Source organism: Olsenella uli (assembly GCF_901212675.1).
Classification (GTDB): domain Bacteria; phylum Actinomycetota; class Coriobacteriia; order Coriobacteriales; family Atopobiaceae; genus Parolsenella; species Parolsenella uli_B.
On record NZ_CAAKOQ010000007.1, the window covers coordinates 1 to 24,082 of the forward strand.

Annotated in this window: 27 protein-coding genes and 1 pseudogene; 22 read left to right on the top strand and 6 right to left on the bottom strand. The window is 65.1% G+C overall.

Features of this window, described 5'->3' with window-relative positions; genetic code table 11:
- Positions 1 to 31: 31 nt before the first annotated feature.
- Complete coding sequence (locus tag EFAMC1_RS00485) at positions 32 to 835, bottom strand: type III pantothenate kinase (protein WP_154052387.1); 804 nt, start codon at positions 833 to 835, stop codon at positions 32 to 34.
- Positions 836 to 1,043: 208 nt separating this feature from the next.
- Between EFAMC1_RS00485 and rpmE the strand changes: the two genes are divergently transcribed.
- Complete coding sequence (rpmE, locus tag EFAMC1_RS00490; protein WP_154052388.1) at positions 1,044 to 1,487, top strand: 50S ribosomal protein L31; 444 nt, start codon at positions 1,044 to 1,046, stop codon at positions 1,485 to 1,487.
- A 106-nt stretch (positions 1,488 to 1,593) separates the two neighbouring features.
- Here the strand turns inward: rpmE and EFAMC1_RS00495 are convergent, their stop codons facing one another.
- Complete coding sequence (locus EFAMC1_RS00495; RefSeq protein WP_154052389.1) at positions 1,594 to 2,460, bottom strand: hypothetical protein; 867 nt, start codon at positions 2,458 to 2,460, stop codon at positions 1,594 to 1,596.
- A gap of 91 nt (positions 2,461 to 2,551) precedes the next feature.
- Here EFAMC1_RS00495 and EFAMC1_RS00500 point away from each other — a divergent pair, with 91 nt between their 5' ends.
- Positions 2,552 to 3,595 carry a DUF1385 domain-containing protein gene (locus EFAMC1_RS00500; RefSeq protein ID WP_154052390.1) on the top strand — a complete coding sequence of 348 codons (1,044 nt, stop codon included), beginning with the start codon at positions 2,552 to 2,554 and terminating at the stop codon, positions 3,593 to 3,595.
- 47 nt (positions 3,596 to 3,642) lie between these two features.
- Here EFAMC1_RS00500 and EFAMC1_RS00505 read toward each other — a convergent pair whose 3' ends face one another.
- Positions 3,643 to 4,818, bottom strand: a complete 1,176-nt coding sequence (locus tag EFAMC1_RS00505; protein WP_187324468.1) for an Mbeg1-like protein — start codon at positions 4,816 to 4,818, stop codon at positions 3,643 to 3,645.
- A gap of 247 nt (positions 4,819 to 5,065) precedes the next feature.
- Here EFAMC1_RS00505 and prfA point away from each other — a divergent pair, with 247 nt between their 5' ends.
- Both prfA and prmC read left to right on the top strand, forming a co-directional pair.
- Positions 5,066 to 6,133 (top strand): peptide chain release factor 1, encoded by a 1,068-nt coding sequence (prfA, locus tag EFAMC1_RS00510; RefSeq protein WP_154052392.1) that lies wholly within the window; start codon positions 5,066 to 5,068, stop codon positions 6,131 to 6,133.
- Positions 6,134 to 6,457: 324 nt separating this feature from the next.
- Positions 6,458 to 7,987 (top strand): peptide chain release factor N(5)-glutamine methyltransferase, encoded by a 1,530-nt coding sequence (gene prmC / locus EFAMC1_RS11330; protein ID WP_154052393.1) that lies wholly within the window; start codon positions 6,458 to 6,460, stop codon positions 7,985 to 7,987.
- Between the two features lie 295 nt (positions 7,988 to 8,282).
- Here the strand turns inward: prmC and EFAMC1_RS11070 are convergent, their stop codons facing one another.
- The 3 genes and pseudogenes from EFAMC1_RS11070 to EFAMC1_RS00525 form a co-directional block, all read right to left on the bottom strand.
- Positions 8,283 to 8,576, bottom strand: a complete 294-nt coding sequence (locus EFAMC1_RS11070; protein ID WP_261981693.1) for a hypothetical protein — start codon at positions 8,574 to 8,576, stop codon at positions 8,283 to 8,285.
- Between the two features lie 94 nt (positions 8,577 to 8,670).
- Positions 8,671 to 8,898 (bottom strand): helix-turn-helix domain-containing protein, encoded by a 228-nt coding sequence (locus EFAMC1_RS11075; RefSeq protein ID WP_261981694.1) that lies wholly within the window; start codon positions 8,896 to 8,898, stop codon positions 8,671 to 8,673.
- A 288-nt stretch (positions 8,899 to 9,186) separates the two neighbouring features.
- Positions 9,187 to 9,456: pseudogene (locus EFAMC1_RS00525) on the bottom strand (transcriptional regulator); the annotation flags it as partial.
- A 124-nt stretch (positions 9,457 to 9,580) separates the two neighbouring features.
- On the opposite strand from EFAMC1_RS00525, the gene EFAMC1_RS00530 reads away from it, so the two are divergent.
- The 18 genes from EFAMC1_RS00530 (at position 9,581) to EFAMC1_RS00615 (ending at position 24,040) form a co-directional block, all read left to right on the top strand.
- Positions 9,581 to 10,273, top strand: coding sequence for a hypothetical protein (locus EFAMC1_RS00530; protein ID WP_154052394.1), 693 nt, complete (start codon positions 9,581 to 9,583; stop codon positions 10,271 to 10,273).
- Between the two features lies 1 nt (position 10,274).
- The gene (locus EFAMC1_RS00535; protein ID WP_154052395.1) at positions 10,275 to 10,556 is read left to right on the top strand and encodes a hypothetical protein; all 282 of its coding nucleotides are present in this window, start codon (positions 10,275 to 10,277) and stop codon (positions 10,554 to 10,556) included.
- Positions 10,557 to 10,704: 148 nt separating this feature from the next.
- Positions 10,705 to 11,145 (top strand): ribose 5-phosphate isomerase B, encoded by a 441-nt coding sequence (gene rpiB, locus EFAMC1_RS00540; RefSeq protein ID WP_154052396.1) that lies wholly within the window; start codon positions 10,705 to 10,707, stop codon positions 11,143 to 11,145.
- A 104-nt stretch (positions 11,146 to 11,249) separates the two neighbouring features.
- Positions 11,250 to 11,918 (top strand): uracil phosphoribosyltransferase, encoded by a 669-nt coding sequence (gene upp / locus EFAMC1_RS00545; RefSeq protein WP_154052397.1) that lies wholly within the window; start codon positions 11,250 to 11,252, stop codon positions 11,916 to 11,918.
- Between the two features lie 221 nt (positions 11,919 to 12,139).
- Complete coding sequence (locus EFAMC1_RS00550; RefSeq protein WP_154052398.1) at positions 12,140 to 12,418, top strand: hypothetical protein; 279 nt, start codon at positions 12,140 to 12,142, stop codon at positions 12,416 to 12,418.
- Between the two features lie 67 nt (positions 12,419 to 12,485).
- A complete protein-coding gene (gene atpB, locus EFAMC1_RS00555; protein WP_154052399.1) occupies positions 12,486 to 13,277 on the top strand; it encodes a F0F1 ATP synthase subunit A in 792 nt (263 codons plus the stop codon).
- A 115-nt stretch (positions 13,278 to 13,392) separates the two neighbouring features.
- Complete coding sequence (locus EFAMC1_RS00560) at positions 13,393 to 13,587, top strand: ATP synthase F0 subunit C (RefSeq protein ID WP_154052400.1); 195 nt, start codon at positions 13,393 to 13,395, stop codon at positions 13,585 to 13,587.
- Positions 13,588 to 13,624: 37 nt separating this feature from the next.
- Complete coding sequence (atpF, locus tag EFAMC1_RS00565; RefSeq protein ID WP_154052401.1) at positions 13,625 to 14,236, top strand: F0F1 ATP synthase subunit B; 612 nt, start codon at positions 13,625 to 13,627, stop codon at positions 14,234 to 14,236.
- Entirely contained in the window at positions 14,226 to 14,915 is a 690-nt protein-coding gene (locus EFAMC1_RS00570) for a FoF1 ATP synthase subunit delta (protein WP_154052402.1), read from the top strand. The genes atpF and EFAMC1_RS00570 overlap by 11 nt, the downstream gene beginning before the upstream one ends.
- Positions 14,915 to 16,510, top strand: coding sequence for a F0F1 ATP synthase subunit alpha (atpA, locus tag EFAMC1_RS00575; RefSeq protein WP_154052403.1), 1,596 nt, complete (start codon positions 14,915 to 14,917; stop codon positions 16,508 to 16,510). Before EFAMC1_RS00570 ends, atpA begins: the two co-directional genes overlap by 1 nt.
- A gap of 7 nt (positions 16,511 to 16,517) precedes the next feature.
- On the top strand, positions 16,518 to 17,435 hold the full coding sequence (atpG, locus tag EFAMC1_RS00580) for an ATP synthase F1 subunit gamma (RefSeq protein ID WP_154052404.1): 918 nt from the start codon (positions 16,518 to 16,520) through the stop codon (positions 17,433 to 17,435).
- Positions 17,435 to 18,946 (top strand): F0F1 ATP synthase subunit beta, encoded by a 1,512-nt coding sequence (gene atpD / locus EFAMC1_RS00585; protein WP_154052405.1) that lies wholly within the window; start codon positions 17,435 to 17,437, stop codon positions 18,944 to 18,946. Before atpG ends, atpD begins: the two co-directional genes overlap by 1 nt.
- A gap of 3 nt (positions 18,947 to 18,949) precedes the next feature.
- Complete coding sequence (gene atpC, locus EFAMC1_RS00590) at positions 18,950 to 19,369, top strand: ATP synthase F1 subunit epsilon (protein WP_154052406.1); 420 nt, start codon at positions 18,950 to 18,952, stop codon at positions 19,367 to 19,369.
- 112 nt (positions 19,370 to 19,481) lie between these two features.
- Positions 19,482 to 20,762, top strand: a complete 1,281-nt coding sequence (murA, locus tag EFAMC1_RS00595; RefSeq protein WP_154052407.1) for a UDP-N-acetylglucosamine 1-carboxyvinyltransferase — start codon at positions 19,482 to 19,484, stop codon at positions 20,760 to 20,762.
- 1 nt (position 20,763) lies between these two features.
- A complete protein-coding gene (locus EFAMC1_RS00600; RefSeq protein WP_154052408.1) occupies positions 20,764 to 20,955 on the top strand; it encodes a hypothetical protein in 192 nt (63 codons plus the stop codon).
- A 107-nt stretch (positions 20,956 to 21,062) separates the two neighbouring features.
- Positions 21,063 to 21,485 carry a metal-dependent transcriptional regulator gene (locus EFAMC1_RS00605; protein WP_154052409.1) on the top strand — a complete coding sequence of 141 codons (423 nt, stop codon included), beginning with the start codon at positions 21,063 to 21,065 and terminating at the stop codon, positions 21,483 to 21,485.
- A 167-nt stretch (positions 21,486 to 21,652) separates the two neighbouring features.
- A complete protein-coding gene (locus EFAMC1_RS00610) occupies positions 21,653 to 22,540 on the top strand; it encodes a UTP--glucose-1-phosphate uridylyltransferase (RefSeq protein WP_154052410.1) in 888 nt (295 codons plus the stop codon).
- 75 nt (positions 22,541 to 22,615) lie between these two features.
- Complete coding sequence (locus EFAMC1_RS00615) at positions 22,616 to 24,040, top strand: phosphoglucomutase/phosphomannomutase family protein (RefSeq protein ID WP_154052411.1); 1,425 nt, start codon at positions 22,616 to 22,618, stop codon at positions 24,038 to 24,040.
- Positions 24,041 to 24,082: the final 42 nt, after the last annotated feature.

Sequence of the window (24,082 nt, forward strand, 5' to 3'; positions counted from 1 at the left end):
GTGCAAAACGAACACGTCCCCACATGACCCATCAGGCGTTGTGGTGCTGCCAGATGCGCCAGATGCCGCGCAGGGTGAGGTTCATGTCCACCTCGTCGAAGACGTCGGTGGCGGTGCCGATGATGCGCGACAGGCCGCCCGTTGCGATGACGGGGCAGGTGAGCGCCGCGGTGCGGGCCTCGATGTCGTCCGCCTCCTCGGCAAGCTGCGACCTTATGCGCGCCACGAGCCCCTCGGCCTGCGCGGCCACGCCCAGCACGAGGCCCGACTGGATGGCGTGCTCGGTGGTGTCGCCAATGGCCGCGGGCGGCACCTCGATGGGCGTGCTCGCGAGCTTGGCCGCGTGTGCGAAGAGCGCCGAGGCCGAGAGCATGAGGCCCGGGGCGATGCAGCCGCCGCGGTAGCGCCCCGACCCGTCCACGACGTCGATGTTCGTGGCCGTGCCAAAGTCCACCACGATTGCGGGTGCCCCGTAGGTGTCGCGCGCCTCCACGGCGTTGGCGATGCGGTCGGCGCCCACCTGCTCGGGGTAGGGCATGGCGATGGGCATGCAGCAGTCGCGGCCGCCGCGCACCAGGAAGGGCGTCTCGCCCAGCGCGTCCTCCAGCGCGATGCGCCACATGGTCGTGAGGACGGGCACCACGCTGGCCACCGCCGCCGCGTCCACGAAGCCAAGCGACAGGTCGCGCAGGCCCAGGAAGTCGCGCAGGCGTGCGTGCAGCTCGTCGGAGGTGTCGTCGCGGTCGGTCTTGAGCCGCCAGCGGTGGCGTACCTCGCCGTCCTCGATGAGGCCGATGGTGGTCTGCGTGTTTCCCACGTCGATGGAGAGGATCATCCGGGGCTCCCGTGTCTGCGCCGCGCCGCGCCGCGGCATGGCCCGCTCGTGGGCCGGCCTGTGATTATCCCGTGACTTTCACACGGGACATGCTATCATTCAAAAGCTTAATCGTCCTGGTCGGAAACCAGGACAGCCCCGGTCACCATGCCGGGGAACACCCATGGCCTGGTCGGAAACCAGGCACGAACCAAAGAGGAGTCCTGCCATGAAGAAGGGTATCCACCCCGAGTACGGTCTCTGCACCGTGCGCTGCACCTGCGGTAACACCTGGGTCACCCGTTCCACGGTCTCTGAGCTGACCGTCGACCTGTGCGACAAGTGCCACCCGTTCTACACCGGCCAGCAGAAGCTCGTCGACACCGGTGGACGCGTCCAGCGCTTCTCCGACAAGTTCGGTGGCGCCGCCGCTGCCCAGCTCGAGAAGGCCAAGGCCGCCAAGCTCGAGCGCGAGAAGAAGGCCGCCGAGGCCGCTGCCGCCAAGAAGGCCGAGCGCGAGGCCAAGGCCGCCGAGAAGGCCAAGCGTGCCGCCGAGTTCGCGAAGAAGGCCGCTGCCGAGGCCGCCAAGAAGGCCGCCGAGGCTCCCGCGGAGGAGGCTGCTCCTGCCGAGGAGGCCGCCGCTCCCGCCGAGACCGAGGCCGCTGCCGAGTAGCCCCTCTGTCATGGAAGTGGGGAGGCCCCGCACCGCGAAGACGTCGTGGTGCGGGGCCTCTTTTTTGTTACGAGGGTGATGGGTGGGCGCGCACCCGGCGGCGCCCCTACACCAGCTTGAGGTGCGAGCGACTGTCGGGCCTGGGGCCGTCCTGGGCAGGCTTGGGCCGGTCGGGCTCCTGCGGGGTCGCCTCGCCGGGCATCGTCCAGCCGGCCCTCCGTTCCTGCGCCATCCTGACGCGGCGCTCTGCCTCCTCGGCGCTCTCGTGCCGGTAGGTGCACGAGCATGCGCTCACCACGGAATCCGACGCCTTCTTGCGCCGCGCGTGCCGAAGCACCTGGTCAAGCCCTCCGTGGGCGCGCGCCTGGGCAACCAGCTCCTGCGTCGCCTTGGGTGAGAACCCAAGGAGGCCGGGAAGCTCGGTCTCGTCCACGGTGATGCCTAGCTTGTCGGCCATGGCGTCGAGCGCGGCGTCCTTCTCGGCCTCGGCGCGCGCCTGGCCGTCGAGCATCGACTCGAGCGTGCCCGCAGGCACGCCCATGCCCGCAAGCGCATCGTCCAGGCTGATGCCGGCCTGCCCCACCTGGGCCTTGAGGTCATCTATGAGGGCCGCGCGCACCTCGGCTACCGCGGAGGCGGGCACGTCCTGCTCGAGGCGCGTGGCCAGCTGCTCGGCGCAGAGGGCGGGCTTGGAGGCGTCGGCAGAGCGGGAGTTGAGCGCCTCGAGCTGCGCGCGCACGGCCTGGCGCAGCTCGTCTACGCTCGAGACGCCGCTCACGTGCTCGCGCACCCAGGCGTCGCTCGCGATCTCGCCGTCGGCAAGGCCGCTCTCGGCCAGCACGCCGGCGACGCCGTAGGCCACCTCGTCGTCGGTGAGGTGGGGGACGGTGACCGTTATGCTCACCGGCTCGTACGAGCTCAGGGTGTAGCGATAGTGCCTGTCGATGACGAGCGGCTCAGGCTTCTTGGGCATGGCTCCTCCTGTCTTGAGCCGACTGACGTTGTAGTAGGGTACCCATTATCGACAGCCGCGCGCGACGCACGGGCACGGGAGGGCGTAGCCTATGGCACGGACGAGGGACGAGGGCATCGCCGAGGAGGGCGAGCTGTTCCGCACACACATCGGGGGCTCGGCGCTCACCGAGGGCGTGATGATGCGCGGACGGCTGAGCTGGGCCGTTGCCGTGCGCGAGCCGAGCGGCCGCATCTACCTCGAGGAGCACGAGGTTCCCGGGGCGGACCATCCGTCCGTGTGGCGCCGCGTGCCTATCGTGCGCGGCTGCATATCGTTCTTCGAGTCGATGGTCCTCTCCTACAAGGCCATGGTCATCGCGGCCGACCACGCCTATGACGCAGAGGGCGACCCCGGGCACGCGGTCGACACGGATTCTGCCGACTCGGACTCCTCCGACGGCCATGACCCGCAGTCCGTCCTCACGGTGCTCTCGGTGGTGGCGGGCGTGGCGCTTGGCATCGTGCTGTTCATGGCGGTACCCGTTGCCGTCTCCAACCTGCTGGTGGGCGAGTACACCGCGAGCAATGCCGTCGCCTGGAACGTGGTGGAGGCGGCGCTGCGCATCGTCATCTTCGTGGCCTACATCTGGGGAATCGGCCGCATGCCCGAGATGGCGCGCGTCTTTGGCTACCACGGGGCCGAGCACCTCACCATCCACTGCTTCGAGCACGGCCTGTCGCTTACGCCGGCCAACGCGGCAAGGTTCTCGCGCCTGCACGTGCGCTGCGGCACGGCGTTCCTCATCATGACGATGCTCGTGGCCATCGTGGTGAACACCTTCGTGCCGGTGGCTGCCTGGGCAGACGAGCTTGCGCTTTCGGGTGTGGCCCGCGCGGCGTTCGTGCTGCTCACGCGCATCGTCCTGCTGCCGCTCGTGGCGGGCGTGTCCTACGAGGTCACGGTCAGGTGGGCTGGGTCTCACCCCGAGAACCCCCTCGTGCGCGTCGTGCTGTGGCCGGGCCTCCAGATGCAGCGGCTCACCACGCGCGTGCCCGACGAGTGGATGCTCGAGTGTGCCATCGCGGCGCTTCGCTGTGTGCGCCAGCGCGAGGAGGAGGCCGGCCTCTCGGCGGGCGAGTCCTGCTGCGAGTAGGCGGCTCCAGGCTCCGGGATAACTACCGCCCCGACGGGCGTCCGGCGCTACGGCTCCGGGCGCCCGTCCTCGCTTGCGCCGCGCGGGCCCAAAAGGCCCGCCAGGGCCGAGCCCACGGGCCCGCCCGACGCCGCCAGCGCCTTTGCGAACGACTCGCCAAAGAGCGACCCCAACACCTGGTTGGCGGCCTCCCTGATGTCCGGCTCCATGTCCGAGTAGGCCCGGGCGATGCGCATGTACGAGCCCGGTGCCCCCGCGAACACCTCCGTCGTGGACGAGCCGCCGGCGGAGAGTGCCGCGAAGAAGGCGTCGGTGAAGCGCTGCCGCCAGGCGGGGTCGTGGCTGCTCACGGCCTCGTTGAAGACCTTCCCAAACCGCAGCGCACCCTCGTCGATGGCGGGACGGCGCACGAAGCGGTTGCCCATGACCTGCCAGTTGAGGGCACTGTGCTGCATGATCGCCGACGTGGCGGAGGCCACCACCGCCGGCTTCCCGCGCAGGCCCAGCATCTGGCCCACCACGCAGAACTCCGGCACGAAGCGGTGGATGCGTGGCTCGATGGCCTCGAGCGCCCGGACGTCGAGTGTGCTGTCCACGAAGCCGGGGCCGTCGTGGCACCACACGTCGACGATGCGCCGCTGCGTGGCCCAGCCCGAGCGCGCCGCCGCGAAGACGGCGAGGTTGCCGCCCTTGGAGTGGCCGCCCACGCGCAGCGGCCCGCGCACCGAGCGCCGCACGGCCTCGAGGTAGGCCAGTGCCCGCTCCTGCGAGCCCACTACCGTGAAGCTCATCGAGAAGTCCTCGCGCCAGCCGGTGAACGTGTCGTCGGTCCCACGAAAGGCGACGTAGGTGCTCTTGTCGTCCAGCCGCACGCAGATGGCTGCGAACTGCTCGCCCATCTCATCGTCGAGGCGCTCGTCGTAGCGCGAGAGCGTCGCGTGGCGAAAGCGCCTCGAGGCGGCCATGCGGCGGAGCGGCTCGGGCGTGAGCGGCGAGAAGCCGCCGACGGCGTCGGGTGCCGTGGCCTCCTGGGCGTGCGCCTCGTCGAAGCGCCTGGCCGCCGTGGCAACCGAGACGGACCCGCGCTCGCCTGGCGCGGGCACGATGCCCTTGAGGTCGCAGTACGAGAGCTGGCAGAGCACGAGGCTGTCCACCTCGTTGAACGGGTCCTGCGCCAGCGTGAGGTCGCCTCGCCAGTCGAGGTAGTCGAGCATGGTGGCCATGGCCCCTCCTTCTCGTCCCATCGCGCGTCTTTCGCCGGTGGGCTGGCTTGGCGCCTCGTCCGCACGGCCCGCGCCGGCTCTCTCGCCGCGCGCCCTGTCGCCCGCCTGTTCCCCGTATTCTTCCCCGTGGCGGCCGTATGGAATCGCGCCCAAGGTGGTAACATCTGAGAGCTTAGACACATTTTGGCGGTCACCGAGGTACGAGGCCCGTCGCGGCCCATCGCCCGCCTGCCATGCAAGGAGCATCATGCGCGACAAGCTAGAGAAACTCATCGCCGCCTACGAGGAGCTCGAGAAGAAGCTCTCTGACCCCGCGGTCATGTCCGACCAGAAGGAGTACACGCGCCTCGCCAAGGAGCACTCCAACCAGGCGGACCTCGTGGCGGCCGCCCGCGAGTACCTCCAGGCCCTCGACGACATCGAGGCCGCCAAGGAGATGCTGCGCGAGACCTCAGACTCCGACGAGAAGGAGATGCTCCAGGCCGACATCTCCGACAACGAGGCCAAGCTCCCCAAGCTCGAGGATGACATCAAGTTCATGCTCATTCCCGGCGACCCCAACGACGACAAGGACACCATCGTCGAGATCCGCGCCGGCGTGGGCGGTGACGAGGCGGCGATCTTCGCGGGCGACCTCTCCAAGATGTACGAGCGCTTCGTGGAGTCCAAGGGCTGGAAGACCGAGCTGCTCTCGAGCAGTCCCGGCGAGGCCGGCGGCTTCAAGACCATCGAGTTCAAGGTGCTGGGCGACCGCGTTTACTCCGTCATGAAGTACGAGAGCGGCGTGCACCGCGTGCAGCGCATCCCCAAGACCGAGAGCCAGGGCCGCATCCAGACCTCTACGGCCACCGTCGCCGTCATGCCCGAGGCCGACGAGATCGACATCCAGATCGACCCGTCCGACCTGCGCATCGACACCTACTGCGCGAGCGGCCCCGGCGGCCAGTGCGTCAACACCACGTACTCGGCCGTGCGCATCACGCACCTGCCCACCAACACCGTGGTGCAGTCGCAGGACCAGCGCAGCCAGATTCAGAACCGCGAGGTCTGCATGCAGATGCTGCGCGCCCGCCTCTACGAGCAGGAGCTCGAGAAGCAGCAGGCCGAGCAGAGCGCCGAGCGCCTCTCGCAGATCGGCCACGGCAACCGCTCGGAGAAGATCCGCACGTACAACCAGCCGCAGGACCGCGTGACCGACCACCGTATCGGCTTCAACGGCACCTATAACGGCGTGCTCAACGGCGACGGCCTGGGCCAGATCATCGACGCCCTCGCCGCCGCGGACCGCGCGGAGAAGCTCGCCAAGGCCGTGTAGGCTGCGGGTCTTTGACGTCGCGCTTGCGGGCGGCTGTTTGCTCGCTTACTGGCACCACGCATCTACGCATTTGCCGCGCGCAAATCCGCAGATGCGTGGTGCCTGCGTTTTGGGGGTGTGTGGCGCGCTCGCCCAGGGTAGGCGCCTCCCAGCCGCCCGCGTCGGGCGCGAGCACAGCGCGCCTAATCCTGTGCGCAATAATCTAGTTGTTCCGCACGCTCACTTGGCGCTCGCGCCCATCTACCATAGAGGCCCTGACCGCTGTCGATGGGACGCCCGGCGCCGCATGCCGATGTGTCGACCGACACGAACCTTGGAGGGGCCATGACCGCACAGGAGACCTGGACCATCAAGCGCTGCCTCGACTGGACCCGCGGCTACCTGGAGCGCAAGGGCGACGCCCACGCGCGCCTCTCTGCGGAGTGGCTGCTCTCGGCCGCGACGGGCAAGGACCGCACGGGCCTCTACATGGCCTACGACGAGTCGCTCTCGCAAGACGAGCTCGCGCGTATGCGCGGCTTCGTGCAGCGCCGCGCCGCCGGCGAGCCACTGCAGTACGTCACGGGTAAGACCACGTTTCGCTTCGTGGACGTGACGTGCCGCCCGGGCGTGCTCATCCCGCGTCCGGAGACCGAGCTTCTGGTGGACGCGGCCCTTCAGGGTGTCGATGCCGCCAAGGGGCTGCCCCAGGTCCGAGTGCTCGAGATCGGCTGCGGCACCGGCTGCGTCTCGTGCTCGATCGCGAGCGAGCGACCCGGCACGCGCGTTACGACGACGGACGTCAGTCCCGCAGCCGTGGCCCTCGCGCGCGAGAACCGCGACGCCCTGGGTCTTTCCGATGCCGTCGACGTCATCGAGTGCGACCTCGCCTCCGGCGTCCCCGCCGAGCTCATGGGCGCCTTCGCCGTGCTCGTGTCCAACCCGCCCTACATTCCCGATGACGTCATGAGGAGACTCCCGACCGAGGTTGCCGACTTCGAGCCGGCGCTCGCGCTTGCCGGCGGCCCGGACGGGCTCGACTTCTATCGACGCTTGCTCGACGTCGCGCCCTCCGCGCTTGTGCCTGGCGGCATGCTGGCTGTGGAGCTGCACGAGGACGCGCTCGATGCCGCGGCCGAGCTTGCCCGTGCCCAGGGCGGATGGAAGTCCGTCGAGGTCCACGAGGACCTCACGCATCGGCCCCGCTTCCTCGTGGCCGTGCGCGAGGGCGAGCTGCCGGCAGCCGCGCCCAAGCGCGAACCTGCCGGCCGCATCGTGCCCTGTGACCAGCAGAGTCCTGCCCCCGAGGCCCTCGATGACGCCGAGGCGGTGTTGCGTGCGGGCGGCGTGGTCGTGATGCCCACCGACTCCGTGTACGGAATCGGCGCCGCCGCCACGCCGGGCAATCCCGGGCACCTGCGCATCTTCGACATCAAGCACAGGAACCGCGCCCAGACCCTGCCCCTGCTCATCGCAGATCCCGCGGACCTCGACCGTCTGGCGACCCAGGTGCCCGCCTACGCCCGCGAGCTTGCCGCCCGCTTCTGGCCGGGGGCCCTCACGCTCGTGGTCCGAGCGAGCGACGAGGTGCCGGCGGACTATCAGAGGGAGGGCACCGTCGCCCTGCGCGTGCCCGACTCACCGCTCGTGCGCGAGCTGGCGCGGCGCGTGGGCCCCCTGGCCGTTACCAGCGCGAACACGCATGGCATGCCCTCGCCGGCAAGCTCCGACGACATCGAGCGACGCATCGCGGATGAGGCCGACCTCACGCTTGCCGCAGGCCCCACCCCGGGTGGTGTCGCAAGCACCATCGTGGACACCACGGGCCCCGAACCCCGCATCATCCGCGAGGGAGCCATCGCCACGGGGGAGTAGCGGCGCAAGAGCGCCGCTCCCCCTTGGTTTTGTACCGTTCGGCGAAGTTCCCTTTTTACATTATTTGATAAAAACTTTATATCTGATTTTTGATTATCCCTATAAATATTACACTTTCAAGCATTTCGAAGTATAGAAAAACACTCATTTTACCACGAATATACCACGATTGAACGAGCCTTGATATGACGATAAAATAGCACTAAAAAGACACCATTGACACATTGAAGTGGTGTCTTTTATTAATAAGCAGTCAATCCTAAGACTAACTGCTTTTGCAAAATAAAGGTAATCACTATTTTGTTTGTTTCTTTAGAATAATATAGCTTGCAATCACAACTACAAAGAATACTAACACGAAAACTAAAGTATGATATATTCCTATCGGATAAGGTGCAATCCCCCCTTCTAGTTTGAAAACCAATCCTGAAATATATCCTGTAATCATAAAAATAGGCATAAAAGCAACTCCGATTATATTAAGCCAATTTACATAAAAGGGGGATTTTTCTTCCGATAGTATTCTCGCTATAAAATAACCAACAATCCCTATAGCTTGAATAATCATTGAACCCCAAACTGCTTCCATTGTTTGTTCTGCATACCAATTACCAAATGCACAAAACAGCCCAATAGCAACAAAAGCTGTTGATGATATATAAAGTACCTTACTCGTAAGCTCTTTATTTTTTTTGTTCTTTGTCTGCTACTGGTTCAATTCCCTTTAGGATATAGTCAGTTGTTACTCCAAAAAAATCACTCATTATAATTATTTTTTCTAAGTCAGGCGTACTTTGTTCACTTTCCCATTTGGAAACAGCCTGCCTTGAAACTCCAACTTTATCCGCAAGTTCCTCTTGTGATATTCCTTTTGATTTCCTTAAATGTTGTATTCTGTCTGCCATATTCATTAGCTAACACTCCTTTCTTTCATGGTGTACTTTCTTTCATGGTGTAATTTTAGCAATATTATCAGTTGCATAGCCACCATTTAGATATGGAAATATGTCAACTGGCAGTTGCAATGATGTTTTTTGACAAATCAGCAGAATATTCTTGCTTATAACGTAATTTAAACATATCCATATTATAACAGTTCCATATATCCGCCACAACAAAAATCAGCACACCCCCTTGACATTTTTCTGTCTTGAAAAATACACACTTTTTCTTTCTTCCTCTTCCATGCAAGAGGAAAATTAAAGACCTCTGTTCCATTTCGCCTTTAGATAATCTTCATAGTCTGCTTCATTGAAGTCTACTTGTGGAGAAGTGTCGGGAATGTTGTTTCTGTTGTCTATATCCGCAAGCTGACGAAATATCCAGTCATCATAAGGGTCATGGTATTTATACTCTTTGGGCTGTTCTCTGTATCGGTCTAACCCTCGCATTTCCTTATGTACTTTCATCATGCGTTCTATTTTTTGACGTTGTATCAACTGCTTGATTTCCATAAGTTCTTCCAACTGATAGTTGAAGAGGAACTAGAAGAAGCAAAATGTGGGGAGGTCTCATGAAACGTCTTAAACAAAAGTGAGACCAACTTAGTCCTCTGTCACCCTCTTGGAAAAGCAGCTATAGAGGAGGATAGTCATGCGCAGAAGGCTTCTACTCTCTCTTCTTTTAAGTGTCCTAGCTTTCCTATTGGGCTCGATTCCTGCCCATGCCGTCGAATCTAAAGCCATAATCGCTCTTCCGAGCTTTGACTTAGAAAGCGACTATGAGGCAGCTGATGTAACGATTGTTTATGAGGAGAATCTCGCCGAGAACTCCTTTGAGGCACGGGTGCTAGACCGAGAGTCAGGAGAGACTCTCGAGGTGGTTCGTGAGATTCCTGAGCTGCCGCTTAATATGGTGAATGCCATGAGGCGAAGCACCACCGGTACGCGTGCGCAACGCACGTACGACACCACGCTGCAGAAGGATGTTGTGCTGGCCTCTGGCGAAGGAAAGAGCATTATTGCTACGGTTTCCGCGAGGGTTCGAGTCACTTCGGACCATTCGTGGGCCCAGATAGATTACGTATATGAATGCCATCACAGTGGCGGGGGATCTGGTTCTTACACTCTGAATACCTTTGGGACCTATTACAATACACAGCAAGGCTTCCCAGTCGTAGCTTTGAAAGTTGATTTCAATGGCGTCATTGAAGTAAAAAGCTCCAACACAGCTGGTTTTAGCTTTAAGCTTCTAACAAATTTAGGGTTTTCAATAAGTGGCTCATCGACATCTACCTGGTATGCCCGAAAATCCTACAATGCGTCAACGACTTTCAAGGTGATGTGACATGACGCCTGGACGGAAAGCGCTAATCTGCAGACTGCTCGTCTTCTTTGCGCTGTACTTCTTGTTTTGTTACACAAGCTTCTTCTTTGAGATGGTGCTGTATCCGGAGCACATGCTATATGAGCTTGGCTTAGCAGAGATGGGGAGGGCGCTGGAAAATGCGTGGTTTTCTCTAAACGATATGGTGATAGGATTAGCTAAGCTCGTTCTCCCCATTGGCATCCTTTGGCAAAGTGTACTTCTATTGTTTGACACGGTACGGCAGCCGGGCAATGGCGACTAGGTTGCGAGCAGACGTTCCGGTTTGTCTCCCAAGCACATCGAGGGCGGGGTCGAGAGTTTTCTCGGTCCCGCCCATGTTTTGTACAGGCGTGGCCTCGCAGGTGCGGTACGCTTTGGACATGACTGCGTACCCAAGCAAAGGAGCGCCCATGCACATCGTTGTCGCCTCAGACCACGCCGGCTTCTGCCAGAAGGACGTCATCGTCGACTTCGTTCGCAGCCTCGGCCACGAGGTGGAGGACCTCGGCCCCGAGACCGCCGAGCGCTGCGACTACCCCGACTACGCCGACAAGGTGGCCCGCCGCGTCTCCGAGGGTACGGCCGACCGCGGCATCCTCATCTGCGGCACGGGCATCGGCATGGCCATGACGGCCGACAAGGTGCCGGGCGTGCGCGCCACCGTCGTGCAGACCAACAAGTTTGCCGAGCTCTGCCGCGAGCATAACGACTGCAACGTGCTCTGCCTCTCCGGCCGCTTCACCGCGCCCATGGACAACTGCGAGTTCGTGAAGACCTTCCTCACCACCGAGTTCGGCGGCGGCCGCCACTGCGGGCGCGTCGAGAAGATCATGCGCGAGGACGAGCGCTAGCCCCAGGGCATCTCGTCGGACGCGCCGCGGGGAAGGGGACGGCGCCGCGCCCGGCAGCACCCCCCCCCGGCGTCCCCGTACTCATGACACAGATGGGAGCACCCATGAACACCCTCGACACCATCGGCCTCACGCCCGACGAGCGCGCCCGCGTGACGCTCGTCGACCACCCGATGGTCCAGCACAAGGTGGGAATCCTTCGCGACGAGCAGACCGGCACCAAGCAGTTCCGCGACCTCGTGCGCGAGCTCGCCCTGTTCGAGGGCTACGAGGCCACGCGCGACTTCCCCCTCGAGCCCGTCCAGGTGAAGACCCCGCTCGAGGTCACCGCCTGCCAGCGCATCGCCGGCAAGAAGGTCGCCATCATCCCGATCCTGCGCGCCGGCCTCGGCATGGTCGACGGCATCCTCGACCTCATCCCCGCCGCGCGCGTGGGCCACGTGGGCATGTACCGCGACCCCGAGACCCACGAGCCGCACGAGTACTACTGCAAGCTCCCGCCCGACGTGAAGCACCGCACCTGCCTCATCGTCGACCCGATGCTCGCCACCGGCGGCTCGGCCACGGCGGCCATCAAGTACCTGCGCGATGCCGGCGTTGCCGACATCCGCCTGCTCGTGCTGGTGGCCGCGCCCGAGGGCATCAAGACCGTCCTCGAGTTCGACCCGGACGTGCGCCTGTTCACCTGCGCGCTCGACCGCGAGCTCAACGAGAACGCCTACATCCTCCCGGGCCTGGGAGACGCGGGCGACCGCATCTTCGGCACCAAGTAGCCACGCCGGCCGGCTGCCTTGCATGGCCCGGCCAAGCCCCGGCACCGCTCACAGAGAGATACCTGCCGCCCACGACATGTCTGCACAGGAAAGGACCTGTCGTGGGCATATTCTTATTCGTTCGTAAGCGGCGTGCCAAATCGGCGAATATACCGTTGACGGGCCAATAGTGAGGTGTAAACTACGCTCTCGGCTTTTGGTTGGGAGCAACGGGAGCCGTCGTGGAAACACTGCTAGCCGCCATCGCGGGCGTCGCAATCGCACTGTTCGGTGCCTTTCCGCTTGTCTGGTCCCTGGAGCTGGGCCTCAGGCATGACGAGCGCGCGACGATAGCAAAGGGTCTCCTCGGCGTCCTCATCTCCTTCGCCATCAGCTCGGTCTTGCTCTTTGCGGCGTACCTGCTGCTCGCAGACTCCTTCCGGGCCTGCGGCATCGCCCTTGCCGTAACGCTGGTCCTGGTCTGGTCGATCGAGTCAGTGCGTGCATACATGCTGACGTGACGACCCCTCTACCCCCGTTTACGACCCCGGCAAGTGGGTATCTAAGCCGAGTGTGGAAAGGGGCGGTATGGATAGTCTGGTCGCGCAGCTGCCAGGATTGGTCAACGAGCTCATCGCCGGGTTCGTCTCACATCCCGTGGCGGGTGATTTGTCGGTCTTCGGTATCTCCCAGTACACCTTCTGGATGGTCGTCGCCATCATCGTCCTGTGCCTGGTGCTGTTCCGCTTCGTCAAGCAGCAGGGCAAGAGCCTCGTGCCGCACGGGGTCTTCGTGAACGGTGTCGAGTTCCTCGTCGAGTACGTGCGCGACAACGTCCTCAAGGGTACCGTGGGCGACACTTGGAAGAAGCACTTCCCGTTCATCGCCACGGTCTTCTTCTTCGTCCTCATCAACGACCTGTTCGGCCTCATCCCGGGCGCCAAGCCGGGCACGGGCTCCATCGCCGTCACCGGCGCGGTGGCCACCTGGTCGTTCGTCTACTTCATCTACATCGGCATCCAGAAGAAGGGCGTCCGGGGCTACATCAAGAGCCTGGCCCCCAAGGGCGTCTCATTCCCGATCAACCTCGTCGTGTGGGTCATCGAGGTCTTCTCGACGTTCCTGCGCCTCGTCACGCTGGCCGTCCGACTCTTCTGCAACATGTTCGCCGGCCACGTGGTGCTGGGCACCTTCGCCATCATGGCGTCGCTGTTCTTCGGCCAGATTGCCGCCGGCGCCGCCTCGCTCGCGACCATGTCCATCGCATGGGAGCTCATCCTCATCATCATCTACGCCGTGGAGATGCTCGTGGCCGTCATCCAGGCCTACGTCTTCGCGCTGCTCTCGAGCGTCTACGTCCAGCTGGCGGAGAACGACTAGGCCGCCGGCCACCAACGTGAGGTATCTCCGGGGCGAGAGTCCCGAGTACAGATAGGCAATATGGCCCGGAGGGCCACGCCCGCTCAGGAAGGCGGGCACCGTCAAAGGAGGAACAATGCCTAACATCGCTTACGCCATCGGCGTCCTTGGAGCCGGTCTCGGTATCGGGATGGCCGCCTTCGGCTGCGCCAGCGCCATGGCGCGTCAGCCGGAGGTCAAGGGTAACCTCTTCACCATCTTCATCCTTGCCTCTGCATTCGTCGAGGCCCTGGCCCTCATCGGCTTCGTCGTGGCCCTCATCGTCAGGTAGCTTGGGCACGCCCAACGAAACCATGCAGGAGGCATGCATGAAGGTGAACAAGAGCATAGCCGCAAGGCTCGCCGGCTCCGTGTCGGCGGCGCTCGTTGCCTCCGCGCTCGTGCCCACGGCCGCCCTGGCCGAGGAGTCGGTCTCCGGTGCCGACCTGCTCATCCCCAAGGTGGGAGAGTTCGTCCCGGCACTTCTGGGCTTCCTCATCATCTGGGTGGTCCTGGCAAAGTTTGCCTGGCCCAAGATCCTGGCGAACATGGAGGCCCGCGAGGCCAAGATCTCCGGTGACATCGAGGCCGCCGAGCAGGCCAAGAAGCAGGCCCAGGAGCAGCTCTCGAGCTACGAGGCCAAGCTGGCAGGCGCCCAGCGCGACGCCGACGCCATCATCGACGAGGCCCGCACCACGGCCAAGAAGGCCCGGGAGCGCATCGTCGAGGAGGCCAACAAGCAGGCCGGCGACATCGTCGCCCGCGGCCGTGCCACGGTCGAGAGCGAGCGTCGCGCCGCCATGGTCGACCTCACCAGCACCATCGCGGACGTCTCGGTGAACGCGGCGGCAAAGATCATCGACAAGAACCTCGACACCGAGGGGCAGCGCAAGCTCGTGGAGAAGTATCTCGACGAGGTCGGTGGCTTCAATGCCCGCTAGCCGCATCATCCGCCACAAGGTCGAGATCTACGCCAACACGCTCTTCGAGTTCTCGAGCAAGGTCGGCACCGAGGCCCAGGCGCTCCACGCGCTCGACTGCGTGGCCAAGAGCGTCTCCGAGGTGCAGACCACGGTGCTCGTCCTGGCCCAGATGGGCAAGGGCGACGTCCTGCCCGGCGTCATCACGGCCTACGAGCGCCTTTGCAAGGGCGATACCGCCCTCGAGGCCTCCGAGGCCACGACGATCGCCAAGACGCTCGACGAGGCGGAGCGCAACGAGCACCACGAGGCGCGCGTCCTGGCAGACCTCAGGAATCTGGTCGTCATGACCCCCGAGGTCATGGGCCTGCTTGGGGTCATCGGCACGGGAAGCGACCGCAGGCTCCTGCCGCAGATCGCGGCGAAGCTCGCCCAGATCGTGGGCGAGCGCGGCAAGACGGCGCTCCTCGACGTCACGACCGCCTTCCCGCTCGACGGCAAGCTCTGCGCGGACATCATGCGCAAGATGCAGGCCGAGCTCGGCCGTCCCGTGTACGTCGTGGAGCATGTCGACCCTGCCATCATCGGCGGGCTCATCGTCTCCGTTGGTGACGACATCCGCGACGCCTCGGTACGCACGCAACTCCAGAACATGCGAGAGGTTCTCTCCAAACCAACCGTCGGAGGTGACGGAAAGTAATGACGGGAATGATTGACGCGTCCACCATCGAGGACGTGCTCCGCGAGCGCCTGGGAAGCCTGACGGCGGCCGTGGACACGCGCGAGGTGTCGAACGTCGTCGAGATCGGCGATGGCATCGCCTACGTCCAGGGCCTCAAGAGCGCCATGGCCGGCGAGCTGCTCGAGTTCACGAGCGCGCTCACGGGCGAGCACGTCTACGGCCTTGCCCAGAACCTCGACTCCGACGAGGTCGGTGCCGTGCTGTTCGGCAACGTGGACGCCATCAAGGAGGGCGACGAGTGCCGCACCACTGGCCGAGTCATGGACATTCCGGTGGGTCGCGGCATGCTTGGCCGCGTCGTTGACCCGCTGGGCCAGCCCATCGACGGCAACGGTCCCATCGAGACCACCGCGCGTCGCCCCATCGAGTTCAAGGCCCCGGGCATCATCGACCGCTCGCCGGTGTGCGAGCCGGTCCACACGGGCCTCATGGCCATCGACGCCATGATCCCCATCGGCCGCGGCCAGCGCGAGCTCATCATCGGCGACCGCAAGACGGGCAAGACCGCCATCGCGATCGACACGATCATCAACCAGAAGAACACCGACATGGTGTGCGTCTACGTGGCCATCGGCCAGAAGGCGTCCACCATCGCCGCCATCAAGCACACGCTCGAGGTCCACGGCGCGCTCGACCGCACGGTCATCGTCGCCGCCCCGGCATCTGCCTCGGCGCCTATGCAGTACATCGCACCAATGGCCGGTGCCGCCATCGGCGAGTTCTTCATGTACACCGGCAAGGACGGCCAGCCCGCCGGCAAGGACAACCCCGGCGGACACGTGCTGTGCGTGTACGACGACCTGTCCAAGCAGGCCGTGGCCTACCGTCAGATGTCGCTTACGCTGCACCGTCCGCCTGGACGCGAGGCCTACCCTGGCGACATCTTCTACCTGCACTCTCGTCTGCTCGAGCGCGCCTGCAAGCTCAACGAGGAGAAGGGCTCCGGCTCCCTCACGGCGCTCCCGATCATCGAGACGCAGGAGGGTGACGTCTCGGCCTACATTCCCACCAACGTCATCTCGATCACCGACGGCCAGATCTACCTGCAGGGCGACCTGTTCTTCCAGGGTCAGCGCCCGGCAGTGGACGTGGGCATCTCGGTGTCGCGAGTCGGTGGCGCGGCGCAGGTCAAGGGCATGAAGCAGGTTGCCGGCAACCTCCGACTCGACCTGGCGAACTACCGTGAGATGCAGAGTTTCGCACAGTTCGGCAGTGACCTCGACGAGGCCACCCGCAACCAGCTGGCCCGTGGCGCCCGCATGACTGAGCTGCTCAAGCAGGGCCGCTATGCCGCCCTCGACGTGGCCGACCAGATCGCGGTCATCTACGCCGGCAGCCACGGCTTCATGGACGACCTGGACGTCGACCAGATCCTGCCGTTCCGCGCGGGCCTCGTCGACTTCCTCCAGACCACCTGCCACGACCTTCGCGACAAGATGCGCGTGAGCAAGCTCGACGCCGACATGACCAAGGAGCTCGAGGCGGCCATCACCTCCTACAAGGGCCGCTTCCTGGCCGAGACCAAGTCCAGCGCCGACGGCGCGGAGAAGTAGGCGAGTCATGTCGAACCTCAGGGACCTCAGCCGCCGCATAGACTCGATCACCAACACCCGCCAGATCACCCGCACCATGGAGATGGTCTCGACGGCGCGCGTGGGCGAGGCGCTCGAGCGCGCGAGCAGCGCGGCTCCGTACAAGGACGCCATCAAGCGCATGCTCGCCGAGGTGGCCAGCTCCGACTCCTCGAGCGCCCAGCAGCCGCTGCTGCAGGTGCACGAGAGCGAGGACGGCGTGCTGTTCATCCTCATCGCGTCCGACCGCGGCCTGGCTGGCGGCTTCAACATCACGCTCCAGCGCGACGTCGAGTCCCGCATCAGGAAGCTACGGGCGGCCGGCAAGCGCGCGGAGGTCATCACGTGCGGCACCAAGCCCACCGACTACTTCCGCTACCGCGGCATCAAGCCGGTGCTCTCGTTCACGGGCATCTCTTCCGAGCCGACGACAGACGAGGCCATGCGCATCGCGTCCTACGTGGTTGACGGCTACGTCTCCGGCGGCTTCGACCGCGTCGATATCGTGTACAACCACGCGCGCAACCGCGTCCAGCAGGAGGTCGTCGACGAGCAGCTGCTGCCAATCGACCAGGCCACCATGGCGGTCCCGGCCGCCCCGCGCACGCGCGAGAGCCTCGACAGGGTGGAGCCCAAGGAGTACACGGACTTTCTGTTCGATCCCTCTCCCGCGAAGGTGCTCGGCTACCTGATGCCCGCCTACATCCGCACGGTCATCCACCACGCGCTGCTCGACTCGGCCGCCGCCGAGCACGGCGCGCGCCGCCGCGCGATGAAGGCCGCGACGGACAACGCCAACGAGGCCATCACCACGCTGAACCGCACGTACAACCGCATCCGCCAGGGCTCCATCACCACGGAGCTCAACGAGATCATCGGCGGAGCGTCCGCATTGGAGGACAACTAATGGCTGAGAACACCACGCAGCCGACTGAGGCGACCCCGGTGGCGAGACCCACCGAGAAGGAGCCCTACAAGCACGAGAGTGTCGGCGACGGCACCATCGTGCGCATCGTGGGCCCAGTCGTCGACGTCCGCTTCGATGGGCCCGTTCCGCCCATCTACACGGCACTGACGGTCAGTGCCGACACGCCGGTTGGCCACCTGGAGAACATCCTCGAGGTCGAGAGCCAGCTGCCCGGCGGCGTCGTCCGCACGGTCGCCATGGCCTCCACCGACGGCCTGCAGCGCGGCATCAGGGCGCACGACACCGGCGAGCCCATGATGATGCCCGTCGGCCCGCAGACCGGGGGGCGCGTCTGGGGCGTCCTGGGCAAGCCGGTCGACGGCAAGCCCATGCCCGAGGGCATGGAGCTCTACCCGATTCATCGCCCGGCGCCCGCGTTCGCCGACCTGACCACCACCACCGAGGTCTTCGAGACCGGCATCAAGGCCATCGACCTGCTCGAGCCCTACATCCGTGGCGGCAAGACGGGCCTGTTCGGCGGCGCCGGCGTGGGCAAGACGGTGCTCATCCAGGAGCTCATCAACAACCTCGCCCTCGAGCACAACGGCACCTCCGTGTTCACCGGCGTCGGCGAGCGCACCCGCGAGGGCACCGACATGTACCTCGAGATGAGCGAGTCCGGCGTCATCGACAAGACCTGCCTGGTCTACGGACAGATGAACGAGCCGCCTGGAGCCCGTATGCGCGTGGGCCTCGCCGGTCTCACCACGGCCGAGTACTTCCGTGACCAAGGCCAGGACGTGCTGCTGTTCATCGACAACATCTTCCGCTTCTCGCAGGCCGGCTCCGAGGTCTCCGCACTTCTCGGCCGCATGCCGTCCGCCGTTGGCTACCAGCCCACGCTGGCAACCGAGATGGGCGACCTGCAGGAGCGCATCACCTCCACCAAGGAGGGCTCGATCACCTCGGTCCAGGCCGTCTACGTCCCCGCCGACGACCTCACCGACCCGGCCCCCGCGACGACGTTCACGCACCTCGACGCCACCACGGTGCTCTCGCGTAACATCGCCTCGCTCGGCCTCTACCCGGCCATCGACCCGCTCGCGTCCTCCTCTGACGCCCTCGACCCCTCGGTCGTCGGCGAGGAGCACTACCGCGTGGCAATGAAGGTCCAGGAGATCCTGCAGGAGTACTCCGACCTCCAGGACATCATCGCGATCCTGGGCGTCGACGAGCTCTCCGAGGAGCAGCGCCTCACCGTTGCCCGCGCCCGCAAGCTGCAGCAGTTCCTGTCGCAGTCGTTCCACGTGGCCGAGCGCTTCACCGGCAACAAGGGCGTCTACATCAAGGTCGAGGATACGGTCCGCTCGTTCGCGGCCATCGTCGACGGCGAGTGCGACGACATTCCGGAGCAGTGCTTCCGCTATGCCGGCACCATCGATGACGTCCGCGCCAAGGCCGAGCAGCTCAAGGCCAAGTCGGCGGGTGCCACCGCCTCGGCGGCGAAATAGCCCATGGATACGCTCACCTGCCAGATCGTTCGCCCGGACAAGCTTCTGTACGAGGGCGAGGCCACGAGCGTCATCCTCGCGGCGCGTGCCGGCGAGCTGGGAATCTACCCCAAGCACGGTGCCGAGATCAGCGCCCTGGGTGACGGCGTCATGCGCATCAACCTGCCCGGGGGCGAGCAGCGCCGCGTCGTGATCATGGGCGGCTACGCCGAGGTCGCGAACGACGTGCTCATCGTCCTGGCCACGCACGCGCGCAACATCGACGACATCGACGTCGAGACGGTCCAGCGCACGCGAGCCACGGCGGTCTCCCAGCGCGACGCGCTGCCGAAGGACGACCATGGCCGCGCCTACTTTGACGAGAAGATTCGTTGGTGCGACCTTCTTGTGAAGGAGTCCGGCGTCTCCGCTAACGCCAACTAGGCGGTCTCGTCTACAATTAAGAGCTGGATTACCGGTGATGGGCGTCCGAGAGGGCGCCCATCGTTTCATAGCGGTGGCCCCATGGCGGCCGCAGCATTTGCACGGAGGTTGCATGGACGTCATCAAGGTCGAGGGTGGCCATCCCATCTCGGGAGAGGTACACGTGGGCGGAGCCAAGAACTCCGCGCTCAAGCTCATGGCAGCGACCATCATGGCCCCGGGCGTCACTACGCTCACCAACGTCCCCAACATCTCGGATGTCCACGTGATGGGCAAGGTGCTCAAGCGCCTCGGCGCCACGATCGACGTCGTCGACGAGCATACCCTCGTCATCGACACCACCTCAGTCGACAAGTGGGAGACCCCCTACGAGCTCGTCGCCAAGATGCGCGCCTCCACGGCTGTGCTCGGCCCCCTGCTCGCGCGCTTCGGCCGCGCCGTGGTGGCCATGCCGGGCGGCTGCAACATCGGCGCCCGCAAGATCGACCTGCACATCCTCGGCCTCGAGGCCCTGGGCGTCGACTTCCAGGTCACACATGGCAACATCCACGCCACGGCGCCCAACGGCATCATCGGTAGCTCCGTGACGCTCGAGTTCGCGAGCGTCGGTGCCACCGAGAACCTCATGATGGCCTCGGTGCACGCCAGGGGCACCACCGTCATCGACAACGCCGCGCGCGAGCCCGAGATCGTGGACCTCGCCAACATGCTCAACGAGATGGGCGCCAAGATCCGCGGCGCGGGCACCCCGCTCATCGAGATCGAGGGCGTGGGCGAGCTCCATCCCGTGAAGCACCACGTGGTGGGCGACCGCATCGAGGCCGGCACCTTCCTGGTGGCCGGCGCCATCGCGGGCGGTCCCGTCCGCGTCACGGGCTTCGATCCCAGCCACCTCGGCCTTGTCCTCAAGAAGTTCGAGGCCATGGGCGTGGGCATCGAGCGCGAGGAGGACGGCTGCACCGCATGGCGCGAGGGGAGGCTCCACTCCGTCGACATCCAGACGCTGCCGTTCCCGGGCTATCCCACCGACATGCAGGCGCAGGCCATGGCCATGCTCTCGCTTGCCGACGGCCAGTGTATCATCACCGAGAACGTCTTCGAGAACCGCTTTATGTTCGCCGGCGAGATCGCGCGCATGGGTGCCGACATCCGCATCGAGGGACACCACGCCATCGTGCGCGGCGTCGAGCGGCTCTCGGGCGCGCAGGTCAAGTCGCCCGAGCTCCGCGGCGGTGCGTCGCTTGTGCTCGCGGGCCTTGTGGCCGACGGCGAGACCACGGTGTCGAATATCTTCCACATCGAGCGCGGCTACGAGCACTTCGTGCACAAGCTCGAGGGACTCGGCGCCCACGTGCGTCGCGAGACCATCCCCGACGACGAGTCCGTCGAGTAACATGGGCTGGATGCGGCCCCGCCGGCAGGCGGCCGACGACACGGGCTTCGTCGGCTACAGCCGAAGCAACGCGGGCACCTACCACGACCGCATGGTCCTCAGCCGCAGCAGGGGACGGGTCATTGTCACCGTGGTCGTCACGCTTGCCGTGGCTATGGCACTCGCGTGTGCCGCGGCGACGCTGCTTCGCTAGGCGGGCGAAGACCCCGTTGGGTGGGTAAGATTAAGTTAACTTCTCTCCGCGCACCGGGTACGATGTGTGAGGATGCGCGGTATGGGCGGCAATAACGGGAGGCAGCCATGAGGAGCAAGAACGAGGGCCACGCCCTCACGAGCGCAGGCGAGGATTACCTCGAGGCAATCTACAGGCTCATGCTGGCCCATCCGGGAGACGACTCCGTCCGTTCGATCGACGTGTCCGAGCTGCTCGGCGTCTCCAAGGCCAGCGTGAACAAGGCGCTCACCACCCTCAAGGAGGGCGGCTACGTCGACCAGACGCGCTACGGCCGCGTCGAGCTCACGGAAACGGGCAAGACCTATGCGGCCGAGGTGTGGCGTCGCCATCGCATGCTCAGGAGCTTCCTGCGCACCGAGCTCGGTGTCGACCCCGAGGTGGCCAACGACGAGGCCTGCATCATGGAACACGCACTCTCGGTCGACACCACGCAGCGCCTCATGGCCTACCTTGAGCGCCAGGGCGTCGTCATCGACGGCGAGAAGTAGCACCTCCGTGCCCGCCAAACCAGACCGGTCTGTCGCAAGTGCCGTGATAGACCGGTCTTTCTATGTAAAGTTTCGAAATTGCTGCCCCGGGCGCTAGTATCCCATCTGGAATGCACAGCAAGCAATGGGCAAGCAAGGCCCACGATCGAATCGACGAATGGAGCAACGTGAAGGCTATCATCCCAGCCGCCGGTCTCGGCACGCGCTTCCTGCCCGTCACCAAGGCAACGCCCAAGGAGCTGCTGCCGGTGCAGAGCATCCCCGTCATCCAGCACGTCGTGGAGGAGGCGCTCGCGGTCGATGGCGTTGATGGCGTCGTCATCATCAACTCTCACGACAAGCCGGGCATCGTCAACCACTTCACGCGTGACGAGGCCCTGGAGCAGGCCCTTCACGAGCGCGGCAAGTCCAAGCTTGCCGATGCCGTGCGGCACGCCGGCGAGCTCCCCGTCAGCTTCGTGTACCAGAACAAGGCGCTCGGTCTCGGTGACGCCATCCTCCAGGCTGCCCCCGAGACGGGCGACGAGCCGTTCCTGGTCCTGCTCGGCGACTACTTCGTGCCCGGCCTCGACATGTGCCGCCGTATGAAGGCCCTCTCCGACGAGCACAACGGCGCCTCGGTCATCGCCGTGGCCGCCGTTCCCGCCGACCAGGTCTCGCGCTACGGCATCATCGCTGGCGAGTGCGTGAGCGAGGGCGACCCCGAGAAGCCTGGTGCCGTCTGGCGTCTGACCGACCTCGTCGAGAAGCCCGCCCCCGAGGACGCCCCCAGCCGCCTGTTCATCGTGGGCCGCTACCTGCTGTCGCCGCGCGTCATGCAGCTGCTGGCCACGCAGGGCCCGGGTGCCGGCGGCGAGATCCAGCTCACCGACGCCATGGTGCGCCTGCTCGCGGAGGAGGAGATGTACGCGCTCGTCGTCGACGTTGACGAGGGTCGTGACACCGGTACCCCCGCTGCCTGGGCTGGCGTCAACGCCCGCGCCGCCCTCGAGGATCCCGCCACGCGCGAGGCCTTCATCGAGGCGCTCGGCCCTGCCATCAAGTATCTCCGCTAGGGCCCGAATCGCCTAGCACGCCCAGTTCGCGATTACGGCCTCGCAGGAAGCGCGTCTCCCTGCGAGGCCTCTTTCATGTTTGGAGGTCTGCCCGTCGTGCGCGTCATCAACTTCACGGGCGACACGTGGGTCTCTCGCCTCGAGGACGGCTCTCCCGACGAGGACCTGCTTCGCATAGCCGATGCGCTGGGACGGCTTGCCCACGAGGGCCGGCCGGGATCCACCGTGTACGTGGGCTACGACACGCGCTCCCTCTCCGTCGCCCTTGCCGCCGAGGTGGGCGAGGTCATCGCGGCCCACGGGGTCCGCGCGCTGGTCTCGGATGCCCACTGCCCTATGCCCGCCCTCTCCGAGGCGGTGCGCCGCAACCCGGCGGCGTTCGGCGGCATCATGCTCACCGCGGGCAACCGGCCGGCGGACTACGTAGGCGCAAGGGTCAGGATGGCCGACGGCTCTGCCGCCACGCCGGCGGATACCGATGTGCTCGAGGCCCTCATCGTGCCCGAGCTCCCAAACAGGCGGGGCGGGGCCGAGCGCGTCGACATCGTCACCCCACTCCTCGAGCGTATCTCCGCCTTTGCCGGCGGCCAGGCCGTCGCGGACTCGTCGCCGCTCGTCGTCTGCGACCCCATGCACGGGGCCACGAGCTCCCATGCGAGAAGGCTGCTTTCCGCGCTTGGCGCCCGCACCATAGAGATACACGATGGTGACGAGGAGGACTTTGGCGGCCTGCACCCCGAGGTGGTCGAGCCCTGGATCGACGACTGCGAGCAGGCGGTCGTCGACAACGGGGCCGCCTATGGGTTTGCGCTCGACGGCGCCGGCGAGAGGCTTGCGCTCGTCGACGACGGGGGCAGGCTCGTGAGCCCGCACAAGATGCTGGCCCTCATCATGGAGTACCTCGTGAGGGGTCGTAGTATGACCGGACGTATGGTGGCGCCCATCTTCGTGTCCTCCATCGTGCGGCGCCAGGCCGCGCGCCTGGGTCTTCCCCTCACGGTCACGCCCGCCGGCTACATGTGGATGCGCGAGGAGATGGCGGCAGGCGACGTGGTCTGCGCCGGAGACGCGCTGGGCGGCATCACCATCCCGGCCGTCGGTCTCGAGAGAGACCCCCTGGTCGTGGCCGCGCTGGTCGCGGAGCTCGTCGCCGCAGACGGCAGGCCCCTGTCGGCCATCTCGGACGACCTCGAGCGCGAGGTGGGGCATATGGAGTACGCCCGCCGAGACGTCAGGATGGGCTCGGGCGACATCCAGATGCTGCGAAACATCCTGCCCGGCCTCAACCCGGCAAGCGTCGCGGGTCGGACCCCGGTGTCCGTCTCGCACTCCGCCGGCAGTCTGCGCCTTGCGTTCGACGACGATTCCTGGTTGCTCGTGCGTCCGTCCAGGACGCTACCCGCCGCCCGCGTCTACGCGGAGGCCCCCACGCCCGCCCTCAGAGACGGGCTCCTCGACGCCGGCTCCCGCCTCGCCTGCTCCCCCCTGGCGGGGGAGTGACCCCCCCCGCCCCCCGACTTGTGTGCAAACCGTGGAGGCGCC

Bases quoted from the DNA above. Each gene is read 5' to 3' on its own strand.
- atpC (WP_154052406.1), top strand. From the start codon at position 18,950: ATGGATACGCTCACCTGCCAGATCGTTCGCCCGGACAAGCTTCTGTAC.
- EFAMC1_RS11075 (WP_261981694.1), bottom strand. From the start codon at position 8,898: ATGAATATGGCAGACAGAATACAACATTTAAGGAAATCAAAAGGAATA.
- EFAMC1_RS11070 (WP_261981693.1), bottom strand. From the start codon at position 8,576: ATGGAAGCAGTTTGGGGTTCAATGATTATTCAAGCTATAGGGATTGTT.
- EFAMC1_RS00570 (WP_154052402.1), top strand. From the start codon at position 14,226: ATGCCCGCTAGCCGCATCATCCGCCACAAGGTCGAGATCTACGCCAAC.
- prmC (WP_154052393.1), top strand. From the start codon at position 6,458: ATGACCGCACAGGAGACCTGGACCATCAAGCGCTGCCTCGACTGGACC.
- murA (WP_154052407.1), top strand. From the start codon at position 19,482: ATGGACGTCATCAAGGTCGAGGGTGGCCATCCCATCTCGGGAGAGGTA.
- EFAMC1_RS00505 (WP_187324468.1), bottom strand. From the start codon at position 4,818: ATGGCCACCATGCTCGACTACCTCGACTGGCGAGGCGACCTCACGCTG.
- atpD (WP_154052405.1), top strand. From the start codon at position 17,435: ATGGCTGAGAACACCACGCAGCCGACTGAGGCGACCCCGGTGGCGAGA.
- EFAMC1_RS00500 (WP_154052390.1), top strand. From the start codon at position 2,552: ATGGCACGGACGAGGGACGAGGGCATCGCCGAGGAGGGCGAGCTGTTC.
- EFAMC1_RS00495 (WP_154052389.1), bottom strand. From the start codon at position 2,460: ATGCCCAAGAAGCCTGAGCCGCTCGTCATCGACAGGCACTATCGCTAC.
- prfA (WP_154052392.1), top strand. From the start codon at position 5,066: ATGCGCGACAAGCTAGAGAAACTCATCGCCGCCTACGAGGAGCTCGAG.
- EFAMC1_RS00535 (WP_154052395.1), top strand. From the start codon at position 10,275: ATGACGCCTGGACGGAAAGCGCTAATCTGCAGACTGCTCGTCTTCTTT.
- EFAMC1_RS00560 (WP_154052400.1), top strand. From the start codon at position 13,393: ATGCCTAACATCGCTTACGCCATCGGCGTCCTTGGAGCCGGTCTCGGT.
- atpB (WP_154052399.1), top strand. From the start codon at position 12,486: ATGGATAGTCTGGTCGCGCAGCTGCCAGGATTGGTCAACGAGCTCATC.
- rpiB (WP_154052396.1), top strand. From the start codon at position 10,705: ATGCACATCGTTGTCGCCTCAGACCACGCCGGCTTCTGCCAGAAGGAC.
- upp (WP_154052397.1), top strand. From the start codon at position 11,250: ATGAACACCCTCGACACCATCGGCCTCACGCCCGACGAGCGCGCCCGC.
- EFAMC1_RS00600 (WP_154052408.1), top strand. From the start codon at position 20,764: ATGGGCTGGATGCGGCCCCGCCGGCAGGCGGCCGACGACACGGGCTTC.
- EFAMC1_RS00530 (WP_154052394.1), top strand. From the start codon at position 9,581: ATGCGCAGAAGGCTTCTACTCTCTCTTCTTTTAAGTGTCCTAGCTTTC.
- atpF (WP_154052401.1), top strand. From the start codon at position 13,625: ATGAAGGTGAACAAGAGCATAGCCGCAAGGCTCGCCGGCTCCGTGTCG.
- EFAMC1_RS00485 (WP_154052387.1), bottom strand. From the start codon at position 835: ATGATCCTCTCCATCGACGTGGGAAACACGCAGACCACCATCGGCCTC.
- atpG (WP_154052404.1), top strand. From the start codon at position 16,518: ATGTCGAACCTCAGGGACCTCAGCCGCCGCATAGACTCGATCACCAAC.
- EFAMC1_RS00605 (WP_154052409.1), top strand. From the start codon at position 21,063: ATGAGGAGCAAGAACGAGGGCCACGCCCTCACGAGCGCAGGCGAGGAT.
- EFAMC1_RS00615 (WP_154052411.1), top strand. From the start codon at position 22,616: ATGTTTGGAGGTCTGCCCGTCGTGCGCGTCATCAACTTCACGGGCGAC.
- rpmE (WP_154052388.1), top strand. From the start codon at position 1,044: ATGAAGAAGGGTATCCACCCCGAGTACGGTCTCTGCACCGTGCGCTGC.
- atpA (WP_154052403.1), top strand. From the start codon at position 14,915: ATGACGGGAATGATTGACGCGTCCACCATCGAGGACGTGCTCCGCGAG.